Annotated in this window: 19 protein-coding genes and 1 tRNA gene; 10 read left to right on the top strand and 10 right to left on the bottom strand. The window is 52.8% G+C overall.

Annotated features, from left to right (window positions below):
- Nucleotides 1-42: 42 nt before the first annotated feature.
- The 5 genes from TMES_RS12565 to TMES_RS12585 form a co-directional block, all read right to left on the bottom strand.
- Entirely contained in the window at nt 43-789 is a 747-nt protein-coding gene (locus tag TMES_RS12565; protein WP_085583036.1) for an ABC transporter permease, read from the bottom strand.
- 2 nt (nt 790-791) lie between these two features.
- Entirely contained in the window at nt 792-1,484 is a 693-nt protein-coding gene (locus tag TMES_RS12570) for an ABC transporter permease (protein ID WP_085583038.1), read from the bottom strand.
- A gap of 90 nt (nt 1,485-1,574) precedes the next feature.
- Complete coding sequence (locus TMES_RS12575) at nt 1,575-2,372, bottom strand: transporter substrate-binding domain-containing protein (protein ID WP_085583040.1); 798 nt, start codon at nt 2,370-2,372, stop codon at nt 1,575-1,577.
- An 85-nt stretch (nt 2,373-2,457) separates the two neighbouring features.
- Nucleotides 2,458-3,231, bottom strand: coding sequence for an ABC transporter ATP-binding protein (locus tag TMES_RS12580; protein ID WP_085583042.1), 774 nt, complete (start codon nt 3,229-3,231; stop codon nt 2,458-2,460).
- Between the two features lie 366 nt (nt 3,232-3,597).
- Nucleotides 3,598-3,687, bottom strand: a tRNA-Ser gene (locus TMES_RS12585).
- A gap of 232 nt (nt 3,688-3,919) precedes the next feature.
- Here TMES_RS12585 and TMES_RS12590 point away from each other — a divergent pair.
- The 9 genes from TMES_RS12590 (at nt 3,920) to TMES_RS12630 (ending at nt 13,135) form a co-directional block, all read left to right on the top strand.
- A complete protein-coding gene (locus TMES_RS12590; RefSeq protein ID WP_158091235.1) occupies nt 3,920-4,678 on the top strand; it encodes a YdcF family protein in 759 nt (252 codons plus the stop codon).
- 54 nt (nt 4,679-4,732) lie between these two features.
- Nucleotides 4,733-5,740, top strand: coding sequence for a lytic murein transglycosylase (locus tag TMES_RS12595; RefSeq protein ID WP_085583046.1), 1,008 nt, complete (start codon nt 4,733-4,735; stop codon nt 5,738-5,740).
- Nucleotides 5,741-5,780: 40 nt separating this feature from the next.
- Nucleotides 5,781-6,848 (top strand): septal ring lytic transglycosylase RlpA family protein, encoded by a 1,068-nt coding sequence (locus tag TMES_RS12600; protein ID WP_085583048.1) that lies wholly within the window; start codon nt 5,781-5,783, stop codon nt 6,846-6,848.
- A gap of 125 nt (nt 6,849-6,973) precedes the next feature.
- Nucleotides 6,974-8,149, top strand: a complete 1,176-nt coding sequence (locus tag TMES_RS12605; RefSeq protein ID WP_085583050.1) for a D-alanyl-D-alanine carboxypeptidase family protein — start codon at nt 6,974-6,976, stop codon at nt 8,147-8,149.
- Entirely contained in the window at nt 8,146-8,802 is a 657-nt protein-coding gene (gene tmk / locus TMES_RS12610; RefSeq protein ID WP_085583051.1) for a dTMP kinase, read from the top strand. Before TMES_RS12605 ends, tmk begins: the two co-directional genes overlap by 4 nt.
- Nucleotides 8,799-9,902, top strand: coding sequence for a DNA polymerase III subunit delta' (locus TMES_RS12615; protein WP_085583053.1), 1,104 nt, complete (start codon nt 8,799-8,801; stop codon nt 9,900-9,902). The genes tmk and TMES_RS12615 overlap by 4 nt, the downstream gene beginning before the upstream one ends.
- 85 nt (nt 9,903-9,987) lie before the next feature.
- Complete coding sequence (gene metG / locus TMES_RS12620) at nt 9,988-11,553, top strand: methionine--tRNA ligase (RefSeq protein ID WP_085583055.1); 1,566 nt, start codon at nt 9,988-9,990, stop codon at nt 11,551-11,553.
- Entirely contained in the window at nt 11,550-12,368 is an 819-nt protein-coding gene (locus TMES_RS12625) for a TatD family hydrolase (protein WP_085583057.1), read from the top strand. Before metG ends, TMES_RS12625 begins: the two co-directional genes overlap by 4 nt.
- Nucleotides 12,365-13,135, top strand: a complete 771-nt coding sequence (locus TMES_RS12630) for an MBL fold metallo-hydrolase (RefSeq protein WP_085583059.1) — start codon at nt 12,365-12,367, stop codon at nt 13,133-13,135. Before TMES_RS12625 ends, TMES_RS12630 begins: the two co-directional genes overlap by 4 nt.
- Nucleotides 13,136-13,173: 38 nt before the next feature.
- On the opposite strand, the gene TMES_RS12635 is transcribed toward TMES_RS12630, so the two are convergent.
- From TMES_RS12635 to TMES_RS12650, 4 genes are all read right to left on the bottom strand, one after another.
- Entirely contained in the window at nt 13,174-14,142 is a 969-nt protein-coding gene (locus tag TMES_RS12635; RefSeq protein WP_085583061.1) for an ABC transporter ATP-binding protein, read from the bottom strand.
- Between the two features lie 121 nt (nt 14,143-14,263).
- Complete coding sequence (locus tag TMES_RS12640; protein WP_085583063.1) at nt 14,264-17,455, bottom strand: efflux RND transporter permease subunit; 3,192 nt, start codon at nt 17,453-17,455, stop codon at nt 14,264-14,266.
- Nucleotides 17,456-17,479: 24 nt separating this feature from the next.
- Nucleotides 17,480-18,709: an efflux RND transporter periplasmic adaptor subunit gene (locus TMES_RS12645; protein ID WP_085583065.1), complete on the bottom strand. Its 1,230-nt coding sequence runs from the start codon at nt 18,707-18,709 to the stop codon at nt 17,480-17,482.
- A 522-nt stretch (nt 18,710-19,231) separates the two neighbouring features.
- On the bottom strand, nt 19,232-21,577 hold the full coding sequence (locus TMES_RS12650; protein WP_143589646.1) for a hypothetical protein: 2,346 nt from the start codon (nt 21,575-21,577) through the stop codon (nt 19,232-19,234).
- A gap of 498 nt (nt 21,578-22,075) precedes the next feature.
- Between TMES_RS12650 and gndA the strand changes: the two genes are divergently transcribed.
- Nucleotides 22,076-23,494 carry an NADP-dependent phosphogluconate dehydrogenase gene (gndA, locus tag TMES_RS12655; RefSeq protein WP_085583069.1) on the top strand — a complete coding sequence of 473 codons (1,419 nt, stop codon included), beginning with the start codon at nt 22,076-22,078 and terminating at the stop codon, nt 23,492-23,494.
- 231 nt (nt 23,495-23,725) lie between these two features.
- Here the strand turns inward: gndA and TMES_RS12660 are convergent, their stop codons facing one another.
- Nucleotides 23,726-24,361, bottom strand: a complete 636-nt coding sequence (locus tag TMES_RS12660) for a hypothetical protein (RefSeq protein ID WP_085583071.1) — start codon at nt 24,359-24,361, stop codon at nt 23,726-23,728.
- Nucleotides 24,362-24,452 lie beyond the last annotated feature (91 nt).

Genomic DNA, 24,452 nt, shown 5'->3' on the forward strand with positions numbered 1-24,452 from the left:
CGGTAAGGCACCGGTCGCTGTCGATGTGGAAACAGATGGGTATCAGGCCTGAACACCGATTTTAACCGTCGGTTTTTTATCGGCCTCGCGGACTTCGTTGCGGCGCAGATATTTTTCAATACCTTTGAAACCAAATGTCAGCACGTAAACAATGATCAGGTAAATGATCCCGGCCGAAATGAAGGCTTCATAGGGCAGGGCCGTACGGGCCACAATTTTGCGTGCCGCCCCGGTCAATTCCATCATTGTTACGGTGGACGCCAGCGAGGTGGCTTTCAGGGTGAAAATGACGTCGTTGGTGTAAGCAGGCCAGATAATTTGCCACATGCGCGGAAAAATGATCCGGCGATAGGTTGTGGCTGGCGTCATGCCACAGGCACGCGCCGCCTCGACCTCGCCACTGGGCACGTTATTGATGCCACCGCGCATTATTTCAGCAACATAGGCCGCTGTGTTCAGGATAAAGGTTAACAGGCAATACCAATAGGGATCGCGCAAATACTGCCACGTCCAGCTGTCCTGAATGCCATCGATATTGGAAACAAGCTGTCCGACGCCGTAATACATCATGAACAGCTGGGCGATTAGCGGCGTTCCGCGAAACAGGTAGATAAACCCGAAAGGAACCGCCTGTACCCACAAGTTTTTCGACGTCCGGGCGATGGCAAGGGGAATGGCCAGCAGGCTTCCGAAAGCCACAGCGATCACGAGCAACTGCAAGGTGAGCAGCAGCCCGTCATACAGCCAGCCGTGATATTTGCCCAGCACATAGATCAGATCTTCAAACATGTCTATGCCCTCGCAATACCGCGGGAAGCCCGCTTTTCAAGACGGTTAAACGCGAAAAGCGACACGGTGGTAAATGCCAGAAACATCAGCATTGCCACCAGATAAAACGTAAACGGGGCTTTTTCCGTGCCTGCACCAACCGCGGCCTTGCGCAAAATTTCTTCAACGCCGACCACAGAAATCAACGCCGTATCTTTGATCAGCACCTGAAACAGGTTATTGAGGCCCGGCAAGGCAAAGCGCCACAATTGCGGCAGCTTGATGCGACGGAAAATCTGGGTGGGGGTCATGCCCGTGGCAATCGCAGCCTCGATCTGGCCTTTGGGAATGGCCAGCATGGCCGCGCGAAAAACTTCGGAGGCAAATGCCCCCTGAACCAGCGCCAGTGCCGCAACCCCGGACCAGAACGCCGGAATGTCAACGCGGGTTTCTGCACCGCTGATCATTTCAGCGATGTTCTGGACCGCAATGGTGCCGCCAAAATAGATAAGTAAAATAACCAGAAGTTCGGGAATGCCCCGGATAATAACCGTATAGCTTTCACCAATGACGCGCAGGGCTTTAAAACGCGACAATTTTGCCGACGCCCCTAACAGGCCAATAACAATCATAAAAGGCAGAACAGTCAGGCACAACTGAATGGTGACAATTCCACCATCAAGCATTTGCCAGCCGCGGCCATATAAATCAAACATGATCTCTCCCGCATGCCTTGATGCCGGTTATAGAAAAGCCCGACAATAAGGGAAGGGCGACACCATGGTGTCGCCCTGTTTCTGAACCGATCACCGCGGATGAAGGTTGATGGTCTCGAAATATTTCTTGTTCAATTTTTCATAAGAGCCATTGGCCAGCATTTCGGCCAGTGCCTTGTTGAACAGTTCTTTCAGGTCCTGGTCTTCTTTGCGCAGACCAATACCGGCACCTTCGCCAAACCATTCAACCGGGGCAAAGGTATCGGAAACGAAACCATAGCCTTTACCGGCATCGGAATTGACCCATTCCAGCAAAACGCCGGAATCAGCCAGGGTTGCATCAATGCGACCAGCCGTCAGGTCGAGCAATGCATTGTCCTGGGTGTCATACATGCGGATTTCAGTATTGGGGAAATTGTCTTCAAGGAAGTTTGCGTGGGTGGTCGAACGCTGAACGCCGATCACCATGCCATCAAGCGCACCTTCGACAACTTTGCCATCTTTGTAGGCTTCGATTTTCATGCCGTCTTTGCCAACAAAAACAGCCGGGGTGGTGCAGTAATAGTTACTGAAATCGATCGAACGTTTGCGTTCATCCGTGATCGACATCTGAGCGATGATGGCATCATATTTTTTTGCCAGCAGACCCGGAATAATCCCGTCCCAGTCCTGAGCGACGATTTCGCATTCAACGCCTGCAGTTTTGCAAAGTTCGTTGGTGAAATCGACATCAAAACCCTGCAGTTTGCCGTCTTTATCGACAAAGTTAAACGGAGGGTATGCACCTTCCGTAGCAACCACAACCTTGTCCCAGGCGGCACTTGCGACAGATGCGCTAAATGCAATACCGACAGCTGCGACCGCAGCAGCCTTGATCCAATTCTTCATTCATAGTCTCCCTTGTTGTAACGAGAAGACAGCTTATGCTGCATTTCCCTGTTCCGGCCCGCCACCGCTCGCCGGAATGTCCAGATCAGTAATCGCGCTGAAGAAATTGCTTCATGCGTTCTGACTTTGGATTTTCGAAAACCTCTTTCGGGTCCCCGGCTTCTTCGACAAGCCCCTGATGGAGGAACATGACCTTGTTGGACACACCCTTGGCAAAGCTCATTTCATGGGTCACCACCAGCATGGTCCGGCCTTCTTCGGCCAGATCGGTCATAACCTTTAAAACTTCCCCAACCAGTTCCGGGTCAAGTGCCGAGGTCGGCTCGTCAAAAAGCATAACTTCGGGCTCAATCGCCAACGCACGCGCAATCGCCGCACGCTGTTGCTGACCACCGGAAATATGACCGGGATAATAATCGCGGCGTTCATACATGCCGACCTTGTGCAAAAGGGCGTCGGCACGCTCAATTGCCTGTTTTTTGGGAACGCCCAGCACATGTACCGGGGCTTCAATAACGTTCTCAAGAATCGTTAAATGGCTCCACAGATTAAAGCTCTGGAACACCATCGCCAATTTGGTACGGATACGCTGTAACTGTTTTTTGTCGCCGGGTTCCTGGCTGCCGTCGGCCAGCGCACGCATCTTGATCAGCTCGCCATGGACAAAAACATGTCCGGCATTGGGCGTTTCAAGAAGGTTGATGCAGCGCAGGAAAGTGCTTTTACCAGACCCGGACGATCCGATAATGGAAATTACATCACCGGTATTGGCGGTCAGATCAATGCCTTTGAGCACCTCGTGATCACCAAAGCTTTTGTGCATCCCTTCGACTTTAAGGGCGGGTGTTGCTGTGCTCATAACGTAAAAAAGAGCCCCCTGTTTGTATTTTTCGTCTTGTAATGACGTTTGAAAAGGGGAGCCAGGCAGCATCGCCACCATAAAATGATTCCCCCGAATATCATCTTGCCTGCCAATAATGGCGCGTGATGACCCCGTATTTCTACTGATTTTTTACATATCTATGAAGAAAATGGTGTAACCCGCACGATATGCCGCGTCGCTTTGCTGGTTTTGGCAAAAATTCTGCGGGCATACGGGATTTTACGCAACAAACTGTCTGCCCAAATTCAGTGCAAAAAGAATCCATGACTAAAACATGATCATTTTTGTCGCCGAAAGATTCGGAAACCAACAAGGAATTATGTGATGACTTGGCGGGAAAGGTGGCGGAGAGACAGGGATTCGAACCCTGGGTACCCGTAAAGGCACGCCGGTTTTCAAGACCGGTGCATTCAACCACTCTGCCATCTCTCCGCAATGTGGTCTGTTTGGTGCGGCCCTTCAATAAGGGCACGACGGGGTGCTGTCAATATATGTTATTGCTTCCATGGCCGATAAAATTACATTTTGGGGCCAAGGCCCTGCGCTGGTACTGAAGCTGGGCTACGGACATGGCCCGGCATTGCCGGTTGATCGAAAAACGGGGGACACATTGTTTTTTATATTTTCCAAGATTGCGGCTTTCTTTTTGCAACCTGGAAACCTCGTGACGCTGGGGTTTGCCACGGCCCTTGTTTTGGTACTGTTTAAAGCAACCCGGCGTGCTGCCCACGCGCTATTGGTGGTTATTGCCATGATATGCGTCGGGGTCACAGTATGCCCGGTTGGCCAATACGGTGTGCAAATTCTTGAAGACCGGTTTCCCCGCCCGACACTCGAATCCATTCATGGCGAAAACATTGCCGGCATCATCGTTCTGGGTGGCGCCGTTGACGGAGAACAATATATCGAACGCGGACTGGTTGAGTATAATGGCTCGGCTGACCGGATTTTTGGCATGCTGCAACTGGCAAATCACTATCCTGCTATACCCGTTATTTATAGCGGGGCCGACGGCGCCCTGGTGGCGCGCGGTTTTAACGAGGCCGATGCTGTGCAGGCGGATATGATCGCGCGCGGGATTAATGCCACCAACATTGTGTATGAAAATCAATCCCGCAACACGGCTGAAAATGCAGCGCTGAGCTATCAGTTGGTGATAAAAAACTGGCCGGAACGCGCACAGGGAAAATGGCTGCTGATAACCTCGGCACGGCATATGCCGCGTGCAATGGGTGTGTTTCGGCAATATGGCTGGTCAATTATCGCCTGGCCGGTGGATTATATCGCGCCAGCGCACCGCCATTTAACAGATATTAACGTCTCGCATTCTATCAAGATGCTGGACAATGCGTTGAAAGAGTTTGCTGGCCTGACTGCCTATTACTGGACAGGGCGAACCTCAACGTGGTTTCCGGCCCCCTGACAGGGGGTAAATAAAGCAAAACGAATTTATTCTGACAAGGACAGGGCGAACAATATGAAAATTCGGACACTCGGTACTGTTGCCACGATTCTTGGTGCGCTTGTGATTGCAAGCCCCGTATTGGCCGCGCCCGCAGATGCCCCTTTGCCCGCCTTCACGACAGAAGGGTTCAATAAATGGCTGGCAGATTTTAAACGCGATGCCCTTAAAGATGGCATTACGCAAAAAACACTCGATGAGGCCTTTGCCAATACCCAGCCGATTCCGCGGGTGATTGAACTCGACCGCAGCCAGCCTGAATTCAAACTGACCTTCGAGCAATATTTGCAGCGTGTTGTGCCGCAGTCGCGCATTGACGAAGGACGGCGCAAATTTGCCGAAAATCGCGACATTATTGAAGCGGCTGCCAAAAAATACGGTGTGCCTGCGCATTACCTGACCGCATTCTGGGGCATTGAAACCGGTTTTGGCAAACATACCGGCGGGTTTTCCGTGATCGATTCTTTGGCAACCCTGGCCTTTGAAGGCCGCCGGGCGGATTATTTCCGAGGCGAGTTGATCAAGGCGCTGAAAATTATCGATGCCGGGCATATCTCGGCCGCCGCGATGGAAGGCTCGTGGGCCGGGGCCATGGGGCAGGCGCAGTTTATGCCCTCAACCTTTATGGCCTATGCCACCGATGGCAATGGCGATGGCAAAATCGATTTATGGACCCAGAAGGAAGACGTCTTTGCATCGGCGGCGAATTATCTGTCGTCGGTCGGCTGGAAAGAAGACGAACGCTGGGGCCGCAAAATCAGCCTGCCCAAAGGGTTTGATGCCAGCAAAGCCGGGCGCGATGTGCGCAAGCCGATTGCCGAATGGCAGAACATGGGCGTTCGCATGCCCGATGGCAGCAACCTGCCAACTGCCGATATGAAGGCCGCCATTGTGCTGGTAAATGACGGTGCCGGACCTGCTTATATGGTTTATAACAATTTCAATACCATTATGCACTGGAACCGCTCGACCTATTTTGCCATAGCGGTTGGTACACTTGCCGATGCCATTGCCGGTCGTTGATCGGTTACGTGACGATCCTGGAATGACAAGGAAAAACTGGATGCCCAAATCAGCTCTCCGACCGGCTCGCCCGTTGTGGCGCCTTGGCTGTCAAGTGACAGGGGTTGCCACCATACTGGTGATGCTGGCTGGCTGTGCGGAAACCCAGCTTGCCGTTCACAGTGTGAAACGGATCGGGGCGCAAAACCAGACATCCGCCCCGGCTCAGACCGGCGCTTATAAAATTGGCAAGCCCTATGAAATTGCCGGGCAATGGTATTACCCTGCTGTCGATTACGAATACCGCGAAACCGGCATTGCATCGTGGTACGGGCCGAAATTTCACGGAAAATACACCGCCAATGGCGAAATATTTGACCAGAATGAAGTTTCGGCCGCCCACCGGACATTACCATTGCCCAGCATTGTGCGGGTGACCAACCTGGAAAATGGCCGGTCACTGAAAGTTCGGATCAATGACCGTGGGCCGTTTGCGCGAAGCCGCATTATTGATATGTCGCGCAAGGCCGCCCAGCTTTTGGGGTTCGAGCAAAAAGGAACCGCCAAGGTCATGGTTGAGGTTCTCGAAGCCGAAAGCCAGCAGGCCGCCCTGATTGCGCAGGGTAAAGGTGGATCTGTCATGGTCACAGCGGCGGAAAAAGAAACCGTCACCGCGGCCCCAAGGGCATCGGTCGAAACGGTGTCGCTTGATGCGCCGCAAAGCAAGAAGGCGCCAGGCGATTTTAATGACAGCCCGGCACCCGCTTTGGCCAAACGGGCGAAATATGATCCTGCGTCAGTCACAAACGACGCTGCCGTCACCGCACAGGCCAATCCTGAAGTAAATGTTTCAGCCGTGCCGCCAAGTGCAATTTATGTTCAGGCCGGTGCCTTTTCCGTTTATGACAATGCGCTGAACCTGCGAAATCAGCTTTATAATCTTGCACCGACCAAAATCGAGCCGATCGATGTAAAAGGGACGACATTTTATCGGGTCCGCCTGGGCCCGATGGCAACCGTACCAGAAGCCGATGTTTTACTTGAACGGGTTCTGGCATCCGGCCAAACCGGAGCACGGGTGATCGTGGAATGCGCCGGGGCAGGGGGAAACACACCTGCCGGGTGTTAATTTGACCGGGGATAGACGGGTAAAGACGTGGTTGCACATTTTTGCCCAATTTGCGACATAGGACAGCCCTGTTGGCCATCGGCCAATCCTTCGGGGACGAAATAAATCAACAGGACAAGGACGTTATGAATTTACTTCCGTCAATTCCGAGCAAAGCCACATTCAATCGGCTTTTGGCCGGGGCAGTGCTTCTGGGGACAGCGATGGCGGCAACTGCCAGCCACGCACAGTCAATCGAAACCATCGCGCGTGAAGCCTATCTTGTTGATTATGACACTGGCGCAGTTCTGCTAAACAAGAATGGCGACGATCTTGCCGAACCGGCCTCGCTGACCAAAATGATGACGATCTACATGCTGTTTGATCGCATCAAAAATGGTAGCCTCAGCCTGAAAGACACCTTCCATGTCAGTGAAGAAGCATGGAAAAAAGGTGGATCGAAAATGTTCGTCGAGGTTAATTCCGACGTTTCGATCTATGATTTGATCCACGGGATTATTGTTCAGTCCGGTAACGATGCCGCCATTGTTGTGGCCGAAGGCATTGCCGGTACCGAAGATGCCTTTGCCCATGAAATGACGGAAAAAGCCCGCGAAATCGGCATGACCAAGTCGGTATTTAAAAACGCGACGGGCTGGCCGGCCGAAGGCCACATGGTCACCGCACATGACTTGTCGGTGCTGGCGCACCGGACCATTCACGATTTTCCGGATTTGTATAAATTTTATAGCGAACCGGTCTTTACCTATAACGGTATTCGCCAGCACAACCGCAACCCGCTTTTGGGTACCAGTGCCGGTGTTGACGGCATGAAAACCGGCCATACCGAAACCGCTGGTTTTGGCCTGACGGCAACGGCGAAACGCGATGGCCGCCGTTTGATTCTGGTGGCCATGGGCATGCATTCGATGCGCGAACGTCGCACCGAAGGACAAAAGCTGCTTGATTGGGGTTTCCGCGAATTTGACAATTACCATCTGTTCAAAAAAGATGATGTTGTCAGCTCTGCCGATATCTGGCTGGGCGACACCGGCAAGGTCGATCTGGTTACCGATCAGGACATCACGCTGACAGTTCCGCGCAAGGATCGCAAGGATATGAAGGTTTCTGTCGTTTATGAAGGGCCGATCCCGGCACCAATCAGCGCAGGCCAGCAGGTTGCGACCTTGAAAGTTCAAATTCCCAATCAGGATGCCCAGTCTTTTCCGCTTTATGCCAAAACCGGTGTTGAACGGCTTGGCCTGGTCGGGCGCATTGGCGCGGCGATCAAGTATCTGGTCTGGGGAGGCAGCAACGGGTGAGTACCCCGGACGGAATTTTTATCAGCTTTGAAGGCGGAGAAGGCAGTGGAAAATCCACCCAGATCCGCCTTTTAGAGCAATGGTTTCGCCATCGCGGTCGTGACGTTGTTGTCACCCGCGAACCAGGCGGGTCACCGGGTGCGGAGGAAATCCGCGCCCTTTTGCTTACCGGGGATCCGGGCCGCTGGGATGCCGTAACCGAAGCACTTTTGATGTTTGCATCACGGCGCGACCATGTTGAACGCACCATCCGCCCGGCACTGGCACAGGGGCAGGTGGTGTTATGCGACCGCTTTGCAGACTCGTCCGTGGCCTATCAGGGCTATGGCCACGGGTTGGGGGCCCATTTTATTCGTCAATTGTGGAAACTGGCCATTGATGATTTTAAACCCGATCTGACATTAATGATGGATTTGCCGCTTGAAACCGGGCTGGAACGGGCAGGGGCACGTTTTGCCAATGTCAGTGCCGCCGAAGACCGGTTTGAAAAAATGGAACTGGCGTTTCATCGCCGCTTGCAGCAGGGATTTCGTGAAATCACCGCCGCCGAGCCACACCGCTGTCGCGTTATTGATGCCAACGGCGATATTGAAACGGTCGCCGCCCGCATATCGGCAACTGTCGAACAATTTTTGACAAGTCAACCCGCATGAGCACAGACGATGACGAGGATCGGGGGTACCCGACTCCTCGAAAAAACCACCAGCTAAAGGGCCACGACGCCGCCGAACAGGTGATTGTTGACGCATGGAACAGCAAACGCATGCATCACGCATGGTTGCTGTGCGGGCCACGCGGCGTCGGCAAGGCGACCCTTGCCTATCGCATGGCGCGGTTTGCCCTGTCGCATGGCGGTGAAAATGCCGGGGGTGGTCTGTTTGGAGACGTACCGACCAGTTTGTATGTCTCGCCCGACGACCCGGTTTTTCGCCGTATCGCCGGGGGCGGGCATGGCGATTTGAAGGTGATCGAACGCCTTTACGATGAAAAGAAAAAACGCCTTCAGGGCGAAATTGTTGTGGAAAATGTACGTGCCGTTGGCAACTTCATGTCCAAAACCTCGGCCGAGGGTGGGTGGCGTGTGGTGATTGTCGATGCGGCAGATGAACTTAACCGCAATGCCGCCAATGCCATTTTGAAGGTTTTGGAAGAACCGCCCGCAAATGCGATGATGATCCTGATCGCCCATCAACCTGGAAAATTGCTGCCGACCATTCGGTCGCGCTGCCGTCGGTTGAATTTGGGCACGCTTGATGATGAGACTGTCGGATCCCTTCTGGCGCAATATTGCCCGGATATGGAAACAGCCGACATTCACGCCCTGACCGGACTGGCCGATGGCAGCATTGGCCGGGCGTTGCAATTGCACGACGTGGGCGGGCTGGAACTGTATACCGAGCTGGTGAACCTGATTGCGACCTTGCCCGACACCGATGTTGCCGCCCAGCACAAATTTGCCGAACGGTTTTCGCCCGCCGATCGCGATGAAGCCTTTGTGACGGTAACGGCGCTGTTAAACTGGTGGCTGGCGCGTATGATCCGGTTTGCGGCAACAGGAACGGCCCCGCGCGAGGTGGTAAGCGGTGAATTGCCTGCCATGCAACGCATGGCTGCTGCGCAACCGCTTGATCAATGGCTGGAGGTGTGGGAAAAGATCACCGACCTGATGTCAGCGACGCGCGGGCTTCATCTGGACCGCAAGCAGGCGCTTTTAAATGCGTTTTTCATGCTTGAAGCCACCATTCGAGGCTAGTGCGGCTGGGCTGATTTAAATATATATGACCGGACGGCCCGCAAGGGCCGTTTTGCGTCATGCTTTAATACGAAGGATTGCGATCATGACCGGGCAAAAACCGCCCTTCTACATCACCACGCCGATCTATTACGTCAATGACAAGCCCCATATCGGCCATGCCTATACCACGCTGGCTGTTGATGTGATGGCGCGGTTCAAACGTCTGGACGGTTTTGATGTGATGTTCCTGACCGGAACAGATGAACACGGTCAGAAAGTTGACGCATCGGCGGCTGCCAAAGGCATTGATCCGCAAACCTTTACCGATCAGGTTTCGCAAAATTTCCGCGATCTTGCTGTGCATATGAATTTTTCCAACGATGATTTCATCCGCACCACCGAAGAACGCCACAAAAAGGCCTGTCAGGCATTGTGGAACACTTTGGTGGAAAAGGGCGAGATTTATCTGGGTTCGTATGACGGCTGGTATTCCGTCCGCGACGAGGCGTTTTACGCCGAAAAGGAACTGATCGAAAAAGACGGTCAGAAGCTTGCCCCGACGGGGGCGCCGGTCGAATGGGTGTCCGAGCCCAGCTATTTCTTCAAATTGTCGGAATGGGGCGACCGCCTGTTAAAATTCTATGATGATAATCCCGATTTCATCGCGCCCAATTCGCGTCGCAACGAAGTTATCAGCTTTGTCAAAGGTGGCATGCACGATCTGTCGGTGTCGCGCACCAGCTTTAAATGGGGTGTGCCGGTTCCTGGCAATGAAGACCATGTGATGTATGTCTGGGTCGATGCCCTGACCAACTATCTGACCGCAGTTGGCTACCCTGATGTTGACCCCGAAAAACTGGCCAAATACTGGCCTGCCGACCTGCACATGGTGGGCAAGGACATTGCCCGTTTCCATGCGGTTTACTGGCCCGCTTTGTTAATGGCAGCAGGGATTGCGCCGCCCAAGCGGGTCTTTGCCCATGGCTGGTGGACCAATGAAGGCCAGAAAATTTCCAAATCAACCGGAAATGTCATTGATCCTTATGATCTGACGTCCAAATACGGGTTGGATCAAACCCGTTATTTCCTGTTGCGCGAAGTGCCATTTGGTAATGATGGTGATTTTTCCCATCAGGCGATGGTCAACCGCATGAACAGCGAACTGGCCAATGACCTTGGCAATTTGTGTCAGCGTGTTTTGTCCATGATTGGCAAAAACTGCAATGCCAAGGTGCCAACACCGGGCGAGTTTAGCGATGCCGACAAGGTTATTTTGACCAAGGCGCATGACCTGCTGGATGCTGTTCGTGTGCAGATTGACGTACAGGCATTTAACAAAATGCTTGATACCATCTGGTTGCTGGTTGGGGATGCCAACCGGTATGTCGATGAAATGGCACCGTGGGGTCTTAAAAAGACCGATCCGGCGCGCATGGAAACAGTTTTGTATGTGCTGGCAGAAGTCATTCGCCATGTTGGTATTCTGGTTCAGCCGTTGATGCCGGAATCTGCTGCGAAAATTCTCGACCAGTTGGCCTTGGGCGATGATGAACGCGGGTTTGATCGTATTGGTGCGAAACATGCTTTGGTCGCCGGAACGGACCTTCCCAAACCGGCCGGTGTTTTCCCGCGTTATGTTGAACCGGAAACAGAAGGAGAGAAGGCATGAATGTCGCCCTTGTCGACAGCCATTGCCATCTGGACTATCCCCAGTTTTCTGACGATTTTGCGGGCACCATGGCGCGTGCCCGCGATGCGGGCGTTGGCATGATGGTGAGCATTGGCGTGCGGATGACGACCTTTGATCAGGTGCGCGCCATGGCTGAACGTGCCGATAACATTTATTGCACAGTGGGGGTTCACCCGCACGAAGCGGGCGAAGAAGGGCTATCGAGCCCCGATATCCTGATTGAAAAAGCCAAAGACCCGAAAGTGATCGGCATTGGTGAAAGCGGGCTGGATTATTTTTATGACAATGCCCCGCGCGATGCGCAGCAGCAAAGTTTCCGCGCCCATATTGCGGCGTGCCGCGAAACCCAGTTGCCGCTGATTGTGCATACCCGTGATGCCGATGACGATACGATGGATATTTTGGAAGAAGAATATGCCAAAGGCGCTTTTCCCGGCGTTATCCATTGTTTTAGTTCGTCGGCCGAGCTGGCGCAGCGGGCTTTGAAGATCGGGTTTTATATTTCCTGTTCGGGAATTATCACCTTTAATTCGGCCAAGGCCATTCGCGATGCCGTTGCCGATGTGCCGCTGGACCGTTTGATTGTGGAAACGGACTCACCCTATCTGGCACCGGTGCCCAAACGTGGCAAATCGAACGAACCTTCATTTGTGGCCCATACGGCGGCAAAACTTGCTGAAATCAAAGGTGTTAGCACCGATGAAATCGCCCGGATCACGACGGACAACTTCTTTGCCCTGTTCACCAAGGCGGACCGTTCGCGCCTGAGCGTTGTGGGAGCAGGCGAACAGTGACGAAAATAACCATCCTTGGCTGCGGATCCTCAAACGGGGTGCCTTCCGTTGGTTTGGGGTGGGGGGCGTGCAACCCGGATAATCCTAAAAACCGGCGTTTGCGCAGTTCGATCCTGATAGAAGAATCCGGACAGAAAATTCTGGTCGATGTTGGCCCGGATTTTCGCGAACAGGCACTGGCCGCCGATATCAAACATATCGATGCCATCCTGTTTACCCATGCCCATGCTGATCATGTTCATGGCATCGATGATCTGCGCTGGATCAACGTTGCCATGCATCGGCCAATTGACATTTATGCCTCCGCCGAGACGATCCAGACACTGGAACAACGCTTTGCTTACGTGTTGCAACCGCTGGCTGACGGTGTTGATTTTTATTACAAACCGGTGCTGGTGCCCCATCAGATTGACGGGCACCTTGATATCGGCGGTGTGTCGGTCAAGGTCTTTCCCCAGGATCACGGTTTTTGCGAAAGCCTGGGGTTCCGGGTGGGAAACTTTGCCTATTCAACCGATGTTGTGAACCTGCCGGACTATTCCCGTCAGTTTTTATATGACCTTGATGTCTGGGTGGTTGATTGCATGCGGTTAACACCGCACGCCACACATGCGCATCTGGAAAAGGTTATGGAATGGGTCGAAGAATTTAAACCACAACAGGTTTATTTTACCCATATGAGCATCCAGGTAGATTACGATCACATCAACGATATGACGCCCCGCCATGTTGGCCCGGCTTATGATGGCCTGGTGATTGAAATTTAACAGCGCCTAAACGCCTTAAATTCAGAACGGTACGGAACTTACCTCATCCAGCGTGCAATCATTTTATGTTGCACATTGGCCTGTGCCGCCACCCGGTAATAAGACAGCATTTCGCGCATCGGGTCTGACAGGCGGTCAAAGCCGGAAATAAACGCAACCACGATCCCGATGGTGGTTTGACCTTCGATCACCAGATATCCCCCGACAATCAGCACAATAAGCGGCGTTGCTCCGTTTAAAAAATTGATGATCGCCTTCATGCCAAACTTTAAAACAAAGGTCATCATCCGGTTACGGTAAAGCAGATCAATGCGATCGGGCAGGTTGGTTTCATCAAGGTCAATATCGTCATGGGGCAGGTGGGTCAGATCGTCGCTGACACGGCGCATGGTATTAACCCGGCGAGCGATCAGGATATTGATGCGTTTTTGCACCAGCGGCACCAGCAAAACCTGTGGGATCAGGGCCGCAAGCCCGATGGTGGCAACCAATGGCGCCTTGGTCATCATATAACCCAAACCAAATACCAGCATTGCTGTATTCACCACCGGCTGAGACAAACATTCGCCAACAAAGCCCCCTAACTTATCAATTTCTGCGCCGATGATGGAAACGACCTTGCCGTCTTCCTCGTGGGCCTGCTTGCCTTCATGTTCTTCGTGCAACTGGCTAAGATGCAGGCGGTTATAGCGAATGGAGCTTTCGCTTAACCAGCCCTGATAAAGCCGCAACAGATATTTGCAAATGCCGTGCAGGACCAAAACCCCGCCATAGGCCGCCGCCAGTTTTAACAGCAAATCAAGTTTGCCATCCGTAATTGCATCATCGACCAGCCGTCGTTGCAGTTCGATTGGCAACATGCTGAGTGCCGCCACAATAACCGCCAGCAACGACACCCATATTTGGTGGCATCCGCTCATCCGCCAGACATATCGCCATAACGAGGTTGCCGGTGTTTGATCCCCGGTTGCTTCAGGCTTGCGGGGCCGGATCATTTTTAGGGGCATCAACGGGTGCTCTGCTGAAAAACGGAATGGCGAACAGGATTTAGATCCTTGAGCTTAAACGAAAAAAGCCCCCGGATGATCCGGGGGCTTTGGCAAGTTTTTGTCACGTTAACGTGATGAATTATTCATCGGCGTGTGAAACCACCGGAATATGTTCGTTATCGTGGCCATGCTGGGTTAACGGGCGGTTACCCGTTAAACGCCGCATCATCACATAGAACACCGGGGTCAGGAACAAGCCAAACGCCGTAACGCCGATCATGCCAGAGAACACCGCGATGCCCATAGCCTGGCGCATTTCGGCACCAGCCCCGGTGGACAGAACCAGCGGCACAACCCCCATGATAAACGCCATCGACGTCATCAGGATCGGACGCAATCGTAACCGGCTGGCCTCGATTGCAGCTTGCATTGGCGTTTTACCGCCAAATTCAAGTTCGCGGGCAAATTCCACAATCAGGATTGCGTTTTTGGCCGATAGCCCCACCAGCACCATAAGACCGATCTGGGTAAAGACGTTGTTATCCCCCCCGGAAATGTACAAACCGGTAAAGGCAGACAACAGCCCCATTGGCACAATCAGAATAATGGCGATTGGCAGTGTCAGGCTTTCATACTGGGCAGCCAACACCAGGAACACCAGCAAAAGCGCAATCGGGAAAACGATAGCCCCGGTATTGCCGGCCAGAATTTCCTGATAGGTCAGTTCCGTCCATTCATATGAAATACCTTGCGGCAAGGTTTCATCGGCAATGCGTTGCAAGGCATCCTGCGCCTGACCCGACGAATATCCCGGAGCAGGGTTGCCGTTAATATCGGCCGACAGGAAACCGTTATAATGCATTGCCCGTTCCGGACCGAAGGTCGGTGTCACTGTCATCACAGCCGAAAGCGGAACCATGTCGCCGTTAGAACTGCGTACTTCAAGATCGCCGATATTGTCTTCATGGGCACGAAATGGTGCGTCGGCCTGAACACGCACACTATAGGTACGGCCAAAGATCGAGAAATCGTTGACATACATGCTGCCAAGATAGATCTGCATGGTTTGCAAAATATCACTAACCGAAACACCAAGCTGACGTGCCTTTGTGCGGTCGATATCAGCAAAAAGCTGCGGCACACTAACCTGATAGGTCGAATAGAGACCAGCCAGTTCCGGTGCCTTGTAGGCCGCGGCAAGCAGGGCCTGACGGGCATCATCAAGGGCCTTGTAGCCAAGCGATGCGCGGTCTTCGAGCTGCATTTTAAAGCCACCCGTTGTTCCCAGACCCTGAACCGGGGGCGGCGGGAAGATAACGGTGAAAGCCTGCGGGATCGAGGCAAATTGCTGGTTTAACTGCCCGGCAATTGCACCGGCACTCAGGCTTGGGTCTGTGCGCTGGTCAAACGGTTTAAGGGTGGCAAAAACGATGCCGGAATTCGAACTGTTGGTGAAGCCGTTAATCGACAAACCAGGGAACGACACCGCATGTTCAACACCGGGATGGGCAAGGGCAATGTCACCCATTTTACGAATAACATCTTCGGTACGGTCCAGGGTTGCGCCATCGGGCAACTGGGCAAAACCGATCAGGTACTGTTTATCCTGTGTCGGCACAAAGCCGCGCGGAATTTCACGAAACAGGCCAAATGTCAGGGCTATCAAGCCCAGATAAAGCCCCATCATGATGGTTTTGCGGGTGACGATACCGCCAACCCCTTTGCTGTAGCCACGAGATCCCTTGTTAAAGACCTTGTTGAACCCGCGAAAGAACCAGCCAAGGCCCTTGTCGAGAATACGGGTCAAAAGGTCTTTGGGTTCGTTGTGGCCCTTAAGCAACAATGCCGCTAAAGCAGGGGACAGGGTAAGCGAGTTTACCGCCGAAATAACGGTTGAAATGGCAATGGTTAAAGCGAACTGGCGATAGAACTGCCCGGTAAGGCCGCTGATGAAGGCCAGCGGGACGAACACCGCCACCAGCACAAGGGCAATTGCCACAATCGGCCCGGAGACTTCGCGCATGGCACGATAGGTGGCCTGACGCGGGGAAAAGCCCAGTTCGATGTTACGTTCAACGTTTTCGACAACCACGATGGCATCGTCCACCACGATCCCGATCGCCAGCACCAAACCAAACAGGCTCAGCGCATTGATAGAAAAGCCAAACAGATACATGACGGCAAAGGTACCGATCACAGATACTGGCACCGCCAGAACCGGGATCAGGGAAGCTCGCCAGGTTTGCAGGAAAACAATCACCACCAGAACAACCAGAATGATGGCTTCAAGCAGGGTATGGATCACCGCATCAATCGAGGAACGAACGAACTCGGTCGTGTCATAGACAATCTGGTAATCAACACCTTCGGGCATATAGGTTTTGATTTCCTTCATCGTCTCGCGCACGTTATCGGCGATTTCGATGGCGTTGGAACCAGGGGCTGCAAAAATGCCCAGACCAACGGCGTCCTTGTTATCAAGCAAGGCACGCAAGGAATAATCCGACGCGCCAATTTCGATCCGCGCCACATCGCGCAGGCGCGTTACCGAGCCATCGGGGTCGGATCGAATGATGATATTGCCAAATTCTTCGGGGTCTTCAAGGCGCCCCTGTGCGTTAACCGACAATTGCAAATCAAGGTCGGGCGCAGAGGGCGACGCCCCGATCACCCCGGCAGCGGCCTGAACGTTTTGCGAGCGAATTTCAGCAACGATGTCGCTGGCTGAAAGTCCCTGTTCGGCTACTTTTTGCGGATCAAGCCAGATCCGCATCGAATAGTCGCCGCCACCAAACGCATTAACATCCCCCACACCCTGAATACGGGCAAGGCGATCCTTGATGTTGAGAATGGCGTAGTTGCGCAGATAGTTCATGTCGTAGCGCCCGTTGGGCGATACCAGATGCACAACCATGGTCAGGTCGGGTGAACTTTTGATCGTGGTCACACCCAGATTGCGTACTTCTTCAGGCAGGCGCGGCTCGGCCTGCGACACCCGGTTTTGCACCAGTTGCTGGGCTTTGTCGGGGTCTGTGCCCAGGGCAAAGGTTACCGTCAGGGTCATCAAACCGTCAGTGGTGGCCTGGCTGCTCATATACAGCATACCCTCGACACCATTGATCGATTCTTCAAGCGGTGTGGCAACACTTTCGGCAACAACCTTGGGGTTGGCACCAGGATAATTGGCCCGCACCACGACAGATGGCGGTACGACCTCGGGATATTCGGACACTGGCAACAGCGGAATGGAGATAACCCCACCCAACAGGATAAGCAGTGACAGCACCGCCGCGAAAATCGGGCGATCGATAAAAAACTTCGATATGTTCATGTTATTTCTGTCCCCCAACCCTGATTAAGAGCGGGAATCTCCCTTGGCTTCGCTGCCCGCTTCAACCATGGATCGGCGGTCCATCGAGACGATTTCGGGCGCGACGGTCATTCCTGGCCGGATATGTTGCAGGCCTTCAACAACAATGCGATCACCGTCTTTCAGGCCCTTGGTTACAATGCGCAACCCGTCCTGTTCGCCACCAAGGCTGATTTCACGGTATTCGACAACGTTCTGAGGATTAACAACCAGCACGTATTTTTTGTCCTGATCGGTGCCAACCGCGCGTTCTGCGACCATAATCGCACTTCCGGCACTGGCTTGCCCCAATTCAAGGCGGGCGAACTGCCCCGGGACCAAACGACCGTTTTTATTGTCAAACACGGCCTGTACGCGAATGGTGCCACTGCGCGGATTGAATTCATTATCAATCATTTGCACGTGACCCTTAATGGTATCAGGGCCGATAAATTCGCTGTTTAACTGAACCGGAATCTGATGCACGGCATCGACTGACGGTTCTTCATTTTGATGCATGGCCAGCAACAAGGCCTGTTCATTGACATCAAAGGTTGCATAAATCGGATCAACCGAAACAAGCGTGGTCAGGATTTCGGAATTGGCACCCGCGGCCACCAGGTTGCCCGGTGTTAAGCGGATATCACCCACCCGGCCTGAAATAGGGGCGCGGATTTCGGTGTAACCAAGGTTCAGTTTGGCCGAACGCAACTGTGCCTGTGCTGATCGCAGGTCTGCTTCGGCATTTTGTTTGGTTTCCTGACGCTGATCAAGAATTGTGCGGGTAATAACCCGGGTTTTCCAAAGTTCGTTGCCACGATCAAGTTCGGTCGTGGCCAGTTTCAGGCGCGACTGGGCCGAAAATACCTGTGCTTCAACACGGGCAACCTCGGTTTCAAACGGGGCAGGGTCCAGCGTAAACAACAAGTCACCAGCCTTAACCAGTTCGCCTTCACGAAAATGAACAGCTTCAATCGCACCGGCAACACGCGGGCGAATTTCAACCCGGTCAATGGCTTCAAGACGGCCTGAAAAGCTCGTCCAGCGCGTGATTTTCTGATCATGAATTTCAGCAACGGTTGCGGGCACAGCAGCCGGTGCCGGTGCCGCCGCCGGGGCTTCTTTCTGTTCTTCTGCATGAATGAACGGGACGGGAACAAGCCCGGTCGCGCCCGCGGCGACAAACGCAATCGCGACGGCGCCAACCGCATATCGTAATTTGGATTTCGATGACATCACGTCTCTCCGGATTTCCATTGGGCATTTTGCAATGCAACTTTGTTGCGACAATATGCGCGTGAGGCAGTTTGCAATAGCTGGCAATTCCAACACTTAGCGTTCCAAATTAAGAACGAACCCAATTTGCAGCGGCAGATCCATTGATCAGGCCGTTACCAAAACGGGCCTAAAATGCCGCACTGCAATGTAAATGATGGAAATTCCCGCTTTGAAAAACTGGGACATTGACATGAAATATAAGGGAGGATGCCCGATACCAGATAGACTGATCGTCTTGTGTTTTTGCACAATCGCGCAAATTTTTGGCGATGCAGCACAAATCTCCAAATCTTCTCAAACATGATCGTTCTATTTGAATGAAAATACGTTTCTGGCAAAAGCCATCGTGGTTGACGCAACGATACAATGCCCAAAACACCTTGTTGCTGTGTTTCAGAACAGACGCACACCATGAACAAGAAATGCGAGGGCGACAGGCACCCTCGCACGATTAGCTGCTGTTCGGTATCAAATAACCCGTCAGGATAAAGGCATGACGTCAATGGAGATCATGTCGGGCAAGGCGGTGCCATAATTGATATTGGTCGAAAAACTGCCCTGATCATCATAGGGATACCCGTAAACCAGTCCGTTCAGGCTGATGCCAGTGGCGGGGTTCAGGTTCCAGTTTTGATGCAAAAATGCTGCATAAAGGTTTGATTTAACACCGTCCGTTTTTGACCAGCCGGGATAAAACACAAACGGCGCATCAGATATTGGCTGCTGCACCATACTGTTTTTGTCGATGAAGCACACAGCCGGGACATCTGCAGTATTGGCGACGGTGCCGACCAGACCACAATTTCCCACGCTGCCCTGCCGATAAATATTTACCCGACCATAAAGGGCAGATGATTGCGGCAGCCATGACAACTTCACTTGTGACGCTGTTGGCAATGTAATGCTTTGCGACCAGGACAGCGCCGTTTCCACCCCGTTTGGCAAAACCCCCGACAGGGAATAAGTGTAAGTTCCTTCAGGTAAGGTATTGTTATCACTTGCAACTGGCGTTGCCGCTGCGCCGAATTGATACAGGCTGATATATTGCATGGCATCAAGTGCAAAACTGTATCCCGTGGCAATACCGCGATTAAAGGCAGAAACAACGACATTTTCCAGCGCGGGCAGGGCGATGGTTGCCAGGCCGGGAAAGTCAGAACTTTGTGCTATGGCGTCCGGATCGCTTGAAGATGCGAAAACCCCCGTACACCCAAAAACCATTGCCGACGGGCTCCAGGATAAATTAGCCAGCCATGAAGGGGCCTTGGGAACCTGATAGACTGTGTCGCTAAGGGGCAGGGTTAGCTGTGTCAGGTCGGTATTTTCGGAAAAATACGGGAAATAGACATAAACCACAGCCCCTTGATATTCCCCGGTCTGAAGGCTTTGCGATGGCATCAGGTTGGTCTGCGACAAATCATTTTCATCGAAAGCATTACCGACCAGTTGTAATGCCAGATAGGTCTGGGTGCCATCGCCCCATTGCCACGTCAGGCTAATAGGGTGGGATGTGCCATTTTCATCGGTGAATGACAGGTCAGGGATCGCCTCGCCAGTTTTTGGCGTCACCGACACTACTTTTCCCATCCACAACGTGCCGTGATTTCCGGTTTCTTGCGCAAACTGGTGAAACGAAAACAACAACGATTGATAGTGATCGAAAAAGGCGAATAGCGGCGCGTCAAACCAGGTTGATAACGCGCTAAACCCATAGGACGAGGATTTTGGGGCCGTGCCTGAACTGGCAGAAACATCGTCAAAAAAACAATAATCGGGTTGGGCATTCCAGTCGCTGATCGACATCGATTTCACAAGCGTAAAGTCATTGCGCGCGGGGGATGCCGGAACATTGGACCCGGCTTTTAACGGCGCGATCGATGCCCGGTAAAGATTAATCCCGGTCGCGGCGGGATTAATCGGCTTATATTTTACAGGCGCACCAGCAACTTGCCAGCCGATCTTAATGCCTTGGGCTTGGGCATCCCCTGCCGTATTTAATAAAAACCCGCCAAACGCACCGGGAAACGACGCTGCTGTTTCACCAAAAGGCGTGGTTTCCGATGCCATATAAAAGTAGCTGTGGTCGGTAAAGCTTCCACCGGCCGTAGGTGGGCCAGATGGTGCCAGAAAAGACGGTGCGACAGGGGTTTTAACCGCCTGCAAAATGTCTTGAGGGGCGATCAGTCGCGCAGGGTTCTGCCCAAGGCATTCCGAAAACGGGCTTGTTGGCGGAAACAGGTTCCCAAATCGGGTCATCAGGTCTGGCGTGGAAACGGGTGAACCGACCTTGGCCAAGGGAAAGGGCGCTGTCGGTATACTTGTTACCGTAAAGGTAAAACTGATCTGGTCTATATTGGAAATATCAACATCAAGCGTCGGATTATCCGTTGCCGTCGCGGCAATATAATTAAGCTCAAAGATACCAAACCGGTCAGAGGCGTTACTCCCGGGCGTCGGTGCGGCCGGGACGCCCTGATTAACCGAAATCCCTGTTGCCGGACCAACAAACATAACCACAAGCCCGGAAGCGAGGCTTTGATCGGTGGGCAAGGAAACGGCCACGGTATTGTTTCCCGCTGTCAAGATCGGGGTATTAAGGCAAGCCGTATTGTTGCTGGCCCCGGAGGTCGCAAAATCGACATAGGCGCCAGTGGCCGCGTCCCAATAGTGCCATGTGTTATCGGTCGCGGATTTTTTACCGAATATGACATAAGAAAAACCAAGGCTTACAACAGACGCGGGCAGGGTGAACATTAATGCCGGGAATTTTGGAACAGCTGATACTGAACCGGATGCCTCTGGTGTTGAGTGACTATTTTCTTCCATAACCAGCTTCCTTTATATGACACGCATTGCGAACACGGAAACCAGAACATCAACTAAAAGCATACATGGCAACAGCAGCATCATGCGCCTGAAAGGGATCTTTGAACTGAATTGGAAATGACAGAAAACCTCATGTTTTTTCGCGTGGCACCTGTCCGGCCTTTCGGCCTGTTGTCCTTAACATTCAAAATCAGTCGTACAAACAGGTGCGAAAAGACGGCCGGCAAGCTATATTAACCGTGCGTAACGCTGTACAAATTGTTCCTTGCCGTTCTATAGAATGACGATGGCGGTGTTTATGTGTGAAGTCAGGATGCGAATGGATGTTTATCAGCCAGCCAGTTTGGGGGCGCGTGTTTGAAAACGGTGCAAATTGCGGCGCCACTTGCTCATAGACGCTGTTTTACAATTATCCCGGCTCAGGTCTCACTGTGGGCGGGCAGCAAACAGAAGCTGCCCGGCCCTGGATCCCACTAGATTAAAAACAGGAATTTACATATGTCGGAACAGCCTCAGGTAGGTCTGATTGGTTTGGGAACGATGGGTGCTGCCTTGTCGCTCAATATTGCGGAAAAGGGGCACTTTCTTGCCGTTTACAACCGGACAGGCAGTGTCACCGATACGTTTGTCCAAACCGCAGGTGATCTTGCGCCGCGTCTGACACCAACAAAAACTCTGGAAAATTTCGTTGCCGCTATCAAGGCGCCGCGCGTGATTATCCTGATGGTTCCGGCCGGTCCGGTAGTTGACGATCATATCGACGCTCTCAAACCGCTTTTGGGGCCGGATGATTTGATCATTGATGCAGGCAACGCCAATTTCTACGACACCGAACGGCGCGCCAAACGGGCACAGAACGAAAAATTCGGTTTTATCGGCATTGGTGTGTCGGGCGGCGAAAGTGGCGCACGGCATGGCCCGTCGATCATGGTGGGCGGAACCGAGGCGGATTGGGCGCGTGTGGCACCGATGCTTGAAGCGATTTCAGCAAAATATGATGGCACGCCCTGCGCGTCGCTGATGGGGCCGGGCGGTGCGGGCCATTTCGTCAAAATGGTTCATAACGGCATTGAATATGCCGATATGCAAATGATCGCCGAGGTCTATAGCCTCATGCGTGATGGCATGGCTTATAAAGCGCCGCAGGTTGCCGATGTTTTTGAAAATTGGAACAAAGGACGTTTGGCGTCCTACCTGATTGAAATTTCGGCCAAGGTTGCGCGAGCTGAAGACCCGATTTCGGGCAATGCCATGCTTGATGTCATCCTTGACAAGGCCGGGCAAAAAGGCACCGGACGCTGGACGGCGATTGAAGCTCAGCAGCTTGCCGTGCCGGTCCCGGTTATCGAGGCCGCAGTTGCCGCGCGCAACCTGTCGGCACGCCTTGACACGCGTCAGCGTGGTGCAGAGTATTTTGGCGATGCACAGAAAGCACTTGAGGGCGAGGGGATTGCCGCAAAAACCCTGGAGAAGGCCCTGATTGCAGGGAAAATTCTGTGTTATGCGCAAGGGTTCGAAATGCTGGCTGCCGCAGCCACCCATTTTGGATGGGATCTGCCAATGCCAGCCATTGCGCGTGTCTGGCGCGAAGGCTGCATCATTCGTTCGGATATGCTGAACGATATGGCAACAGCACTCACCAATAACCCCGGCGACAACCTGATTTTTGCTGAACCGTTTTCCGGTTTGCTAAAAGACTGCGAAGCTGCTTTGCGAGACACTGTGATTGCCGCAACCAAAGCAGGAATTGCCGTGCCCGCGCTGGCAGCAGGGCTTTCGTGGTTTGATTCCATTCGAACCCGACGGACATCAGCCAACATGATTCAAGCCCAGCGCGATTATTTCGGTGCGCACGGGTTTGAACGGGTTGATGGCAAAAACGAACCGCACGGTCCGTGGGCGGGTCACGAAGACTGAAGATCGGGATCGGAATCAGGATCAAAAACAGAACCTGTTCCTTGGATAGAATGTAACGGGATGGCGGCATTGGGTAATGTCGCCATCCTTAATCCTTGTTTGCCGATATGGTTGGCAGGCGACTTGGACAAGCTGATCGGACAACCGAATTTCAATTCACATCTTGGCTCTATAATATATATTATGACAAATAATTAGAAATAAAGTCATCAATGCTACAACAACGTTTCCTCACAAATAACGGCTGTGCAAACCTTCCATACGCTTGCGTTCGCGTCGTTTGTTGCACTGGCTCGTCTCGGCGTCATGCGGGTGAATGGCGCCTTCGTCATTAATATCAAAGGTTCGGCTGGCACCGATCACACCGTTTTCCGAGCTGTAAACGCCAACGACCATAATTTCAAAGGAAGTGCATTTAACTCCGTTTTCATCAAAAATACCGGTGCCGACTTTATGACGACTTTCATCACGCTGTTCTGCGTCGCGCTGGGCGATCAACCCTCTGATATCGCCAATATCCAGCGACGATCCTGCCGCCAGCGGTCCTTGAAATGTTCCATAGCGGTTGGTATCAGCCTGATCATCGTCCTGTGTTGGTTCCCAGTCACTCACCAGATACCAGTGTTCATTTCCATCGCTTTGCAGCCCAACCAGAATAACCTCAATATGCACGCTTTCCTGGCTCATATTGCTGACCAGAAAGCGGGCCCGTAACGACTGCCCGCGGGTCTGGTTGATCAGAATTTTGGGGCGTCTGGTGCGCCGATATTGCGACATTAAAATCTGGGCATAAACAATCCAGACACTTAACGTGGCAAAACTGATCCATATCTGCAGCAAGGAATTGTGATTTTCGATCCATTCCACCGGGAAATCCTTTGCGACATAAGGCTCCTGTAAACTGGCGGTTCTTGCCCCTGCCCGCCAGACCGACCGGCACGAACCAGAAAATGCCAAA

It is taken from the genome of Thalassospira mesophila, from assembly GCF_002115755.1.
GTDB lineage: Bacteria > Pseudomonadota > Alphaproteobacteria > Rhodospirillales > Thalassospiraceae > Thalassospira > Thalassospira mesophila.

Excerpts from the sequence above, each read along its gene's own strand:
- TMES_RS12565 (WP_085583036.1), bottom strand. The coding sequence starts at position 789 with ATGTTTGAAGATCTGATCTATGTGCTGGGCAAATATCACGGCTGGCTG.
- TMES_RS12570 (WP_085583038.1), bottom strand. The coding sequence starts at position 1,484 with ATGTTTGATTTATATGGCCGCGGCTGGCAAATGCTTGATGGTGGAATT.
- TMES_RS12575 (WP_085583040.1), bottom strand. The coding sequence starts at position 2,372 with ATGAAGAATTGGATCAAGGCTGCTGCGGTCGCAGCTGTCGGTATTGCA.
- TMES_RS12580 (WP_085583042.1), bottom strand. The coding sequence starts at position 3,231 with ATGAGCACAGCAACACCCGCCCTTAAAGTCGAAGGGATGCACAAAAGC.
- TMES_RS12595 (WP_085583046.1), top strand. The coding sequence starts at position 4,733 with ATGAAAATTCGGACACTCGGTACTGTTGCCACGATTCTTGGTGCGCTT.
- TMES_RS12600 (WP_085583048.1), top strand. The coding sequence starts at position 5,781 with ATGCCCAAATCAGCTCTCCGACCGGCTCGCCCGTTGTGGCGCCTTGGC.
- TMES_RS12605 (WP_085583050.1), top strand. The coding sequence starts at position 6,974 with ATGAATTTACTTCCGTCAATTCCGAGCAAAGCCACATTCAATCGGCTT.
- TMES_RS12615 (WP_085583053.1), top strand. The coding sequence starts at position 8,799 with ATGAGCACAGACGATGACGAGGATCGGGGGTACCCGACTCCTCGAAAA.
- metG (WP_085583055.1), top strand. The coding sequence starts at position 9,988 with ATGACCGGGCAAAAACCGCCCTTCTACATCACCACGCCGATCTATTAC.
- TMES_RS12625 (WP_085583057.1), top strand. The coding sequence starts at position 11,550 with ATGAATGTCGCCCTTGTCGACAGCCATTGCCATCTGGACTATCCCCAG.
- TMES_RS12635 (WP_085583061.1), bottom strand. The coding sequence starts at position 14,142 with ATGCCCCTAAAAATGATCCGGCCCCGCAAGCCTGAAGCAACCGGGGAT.
- TMES_RS12640 (WP_085583063.1), bottom strand. The coding sequence starts at position 17,455 with ATGAACATATCGAAGTTTTTTATCGATCGCCCGATTTTCGCGGCGGTG.
- TMES_RS12645 (WP_085583065.1), bottom strand. The coding sequence starts at position 18,709 with ATGTCATCGAAATCCAAATTACGATATGCGGTTGGCGCCGTCGCGATT.
- TMES_RS12650 (WP_143589646.1), bottom strand. The coding sequence starts at position 21,577 with ATGGAAGAAAATAGTCACTCAACACCAGAGGCATCCGGTTCAGTATCA.
- gndA (WP_085583069.1), top strand. The coding sequence starts at position 22,076 with ATGTCGGAACAGCCTCAGGTAGGTCTGATTGGTTTGGGAACGATGGGT.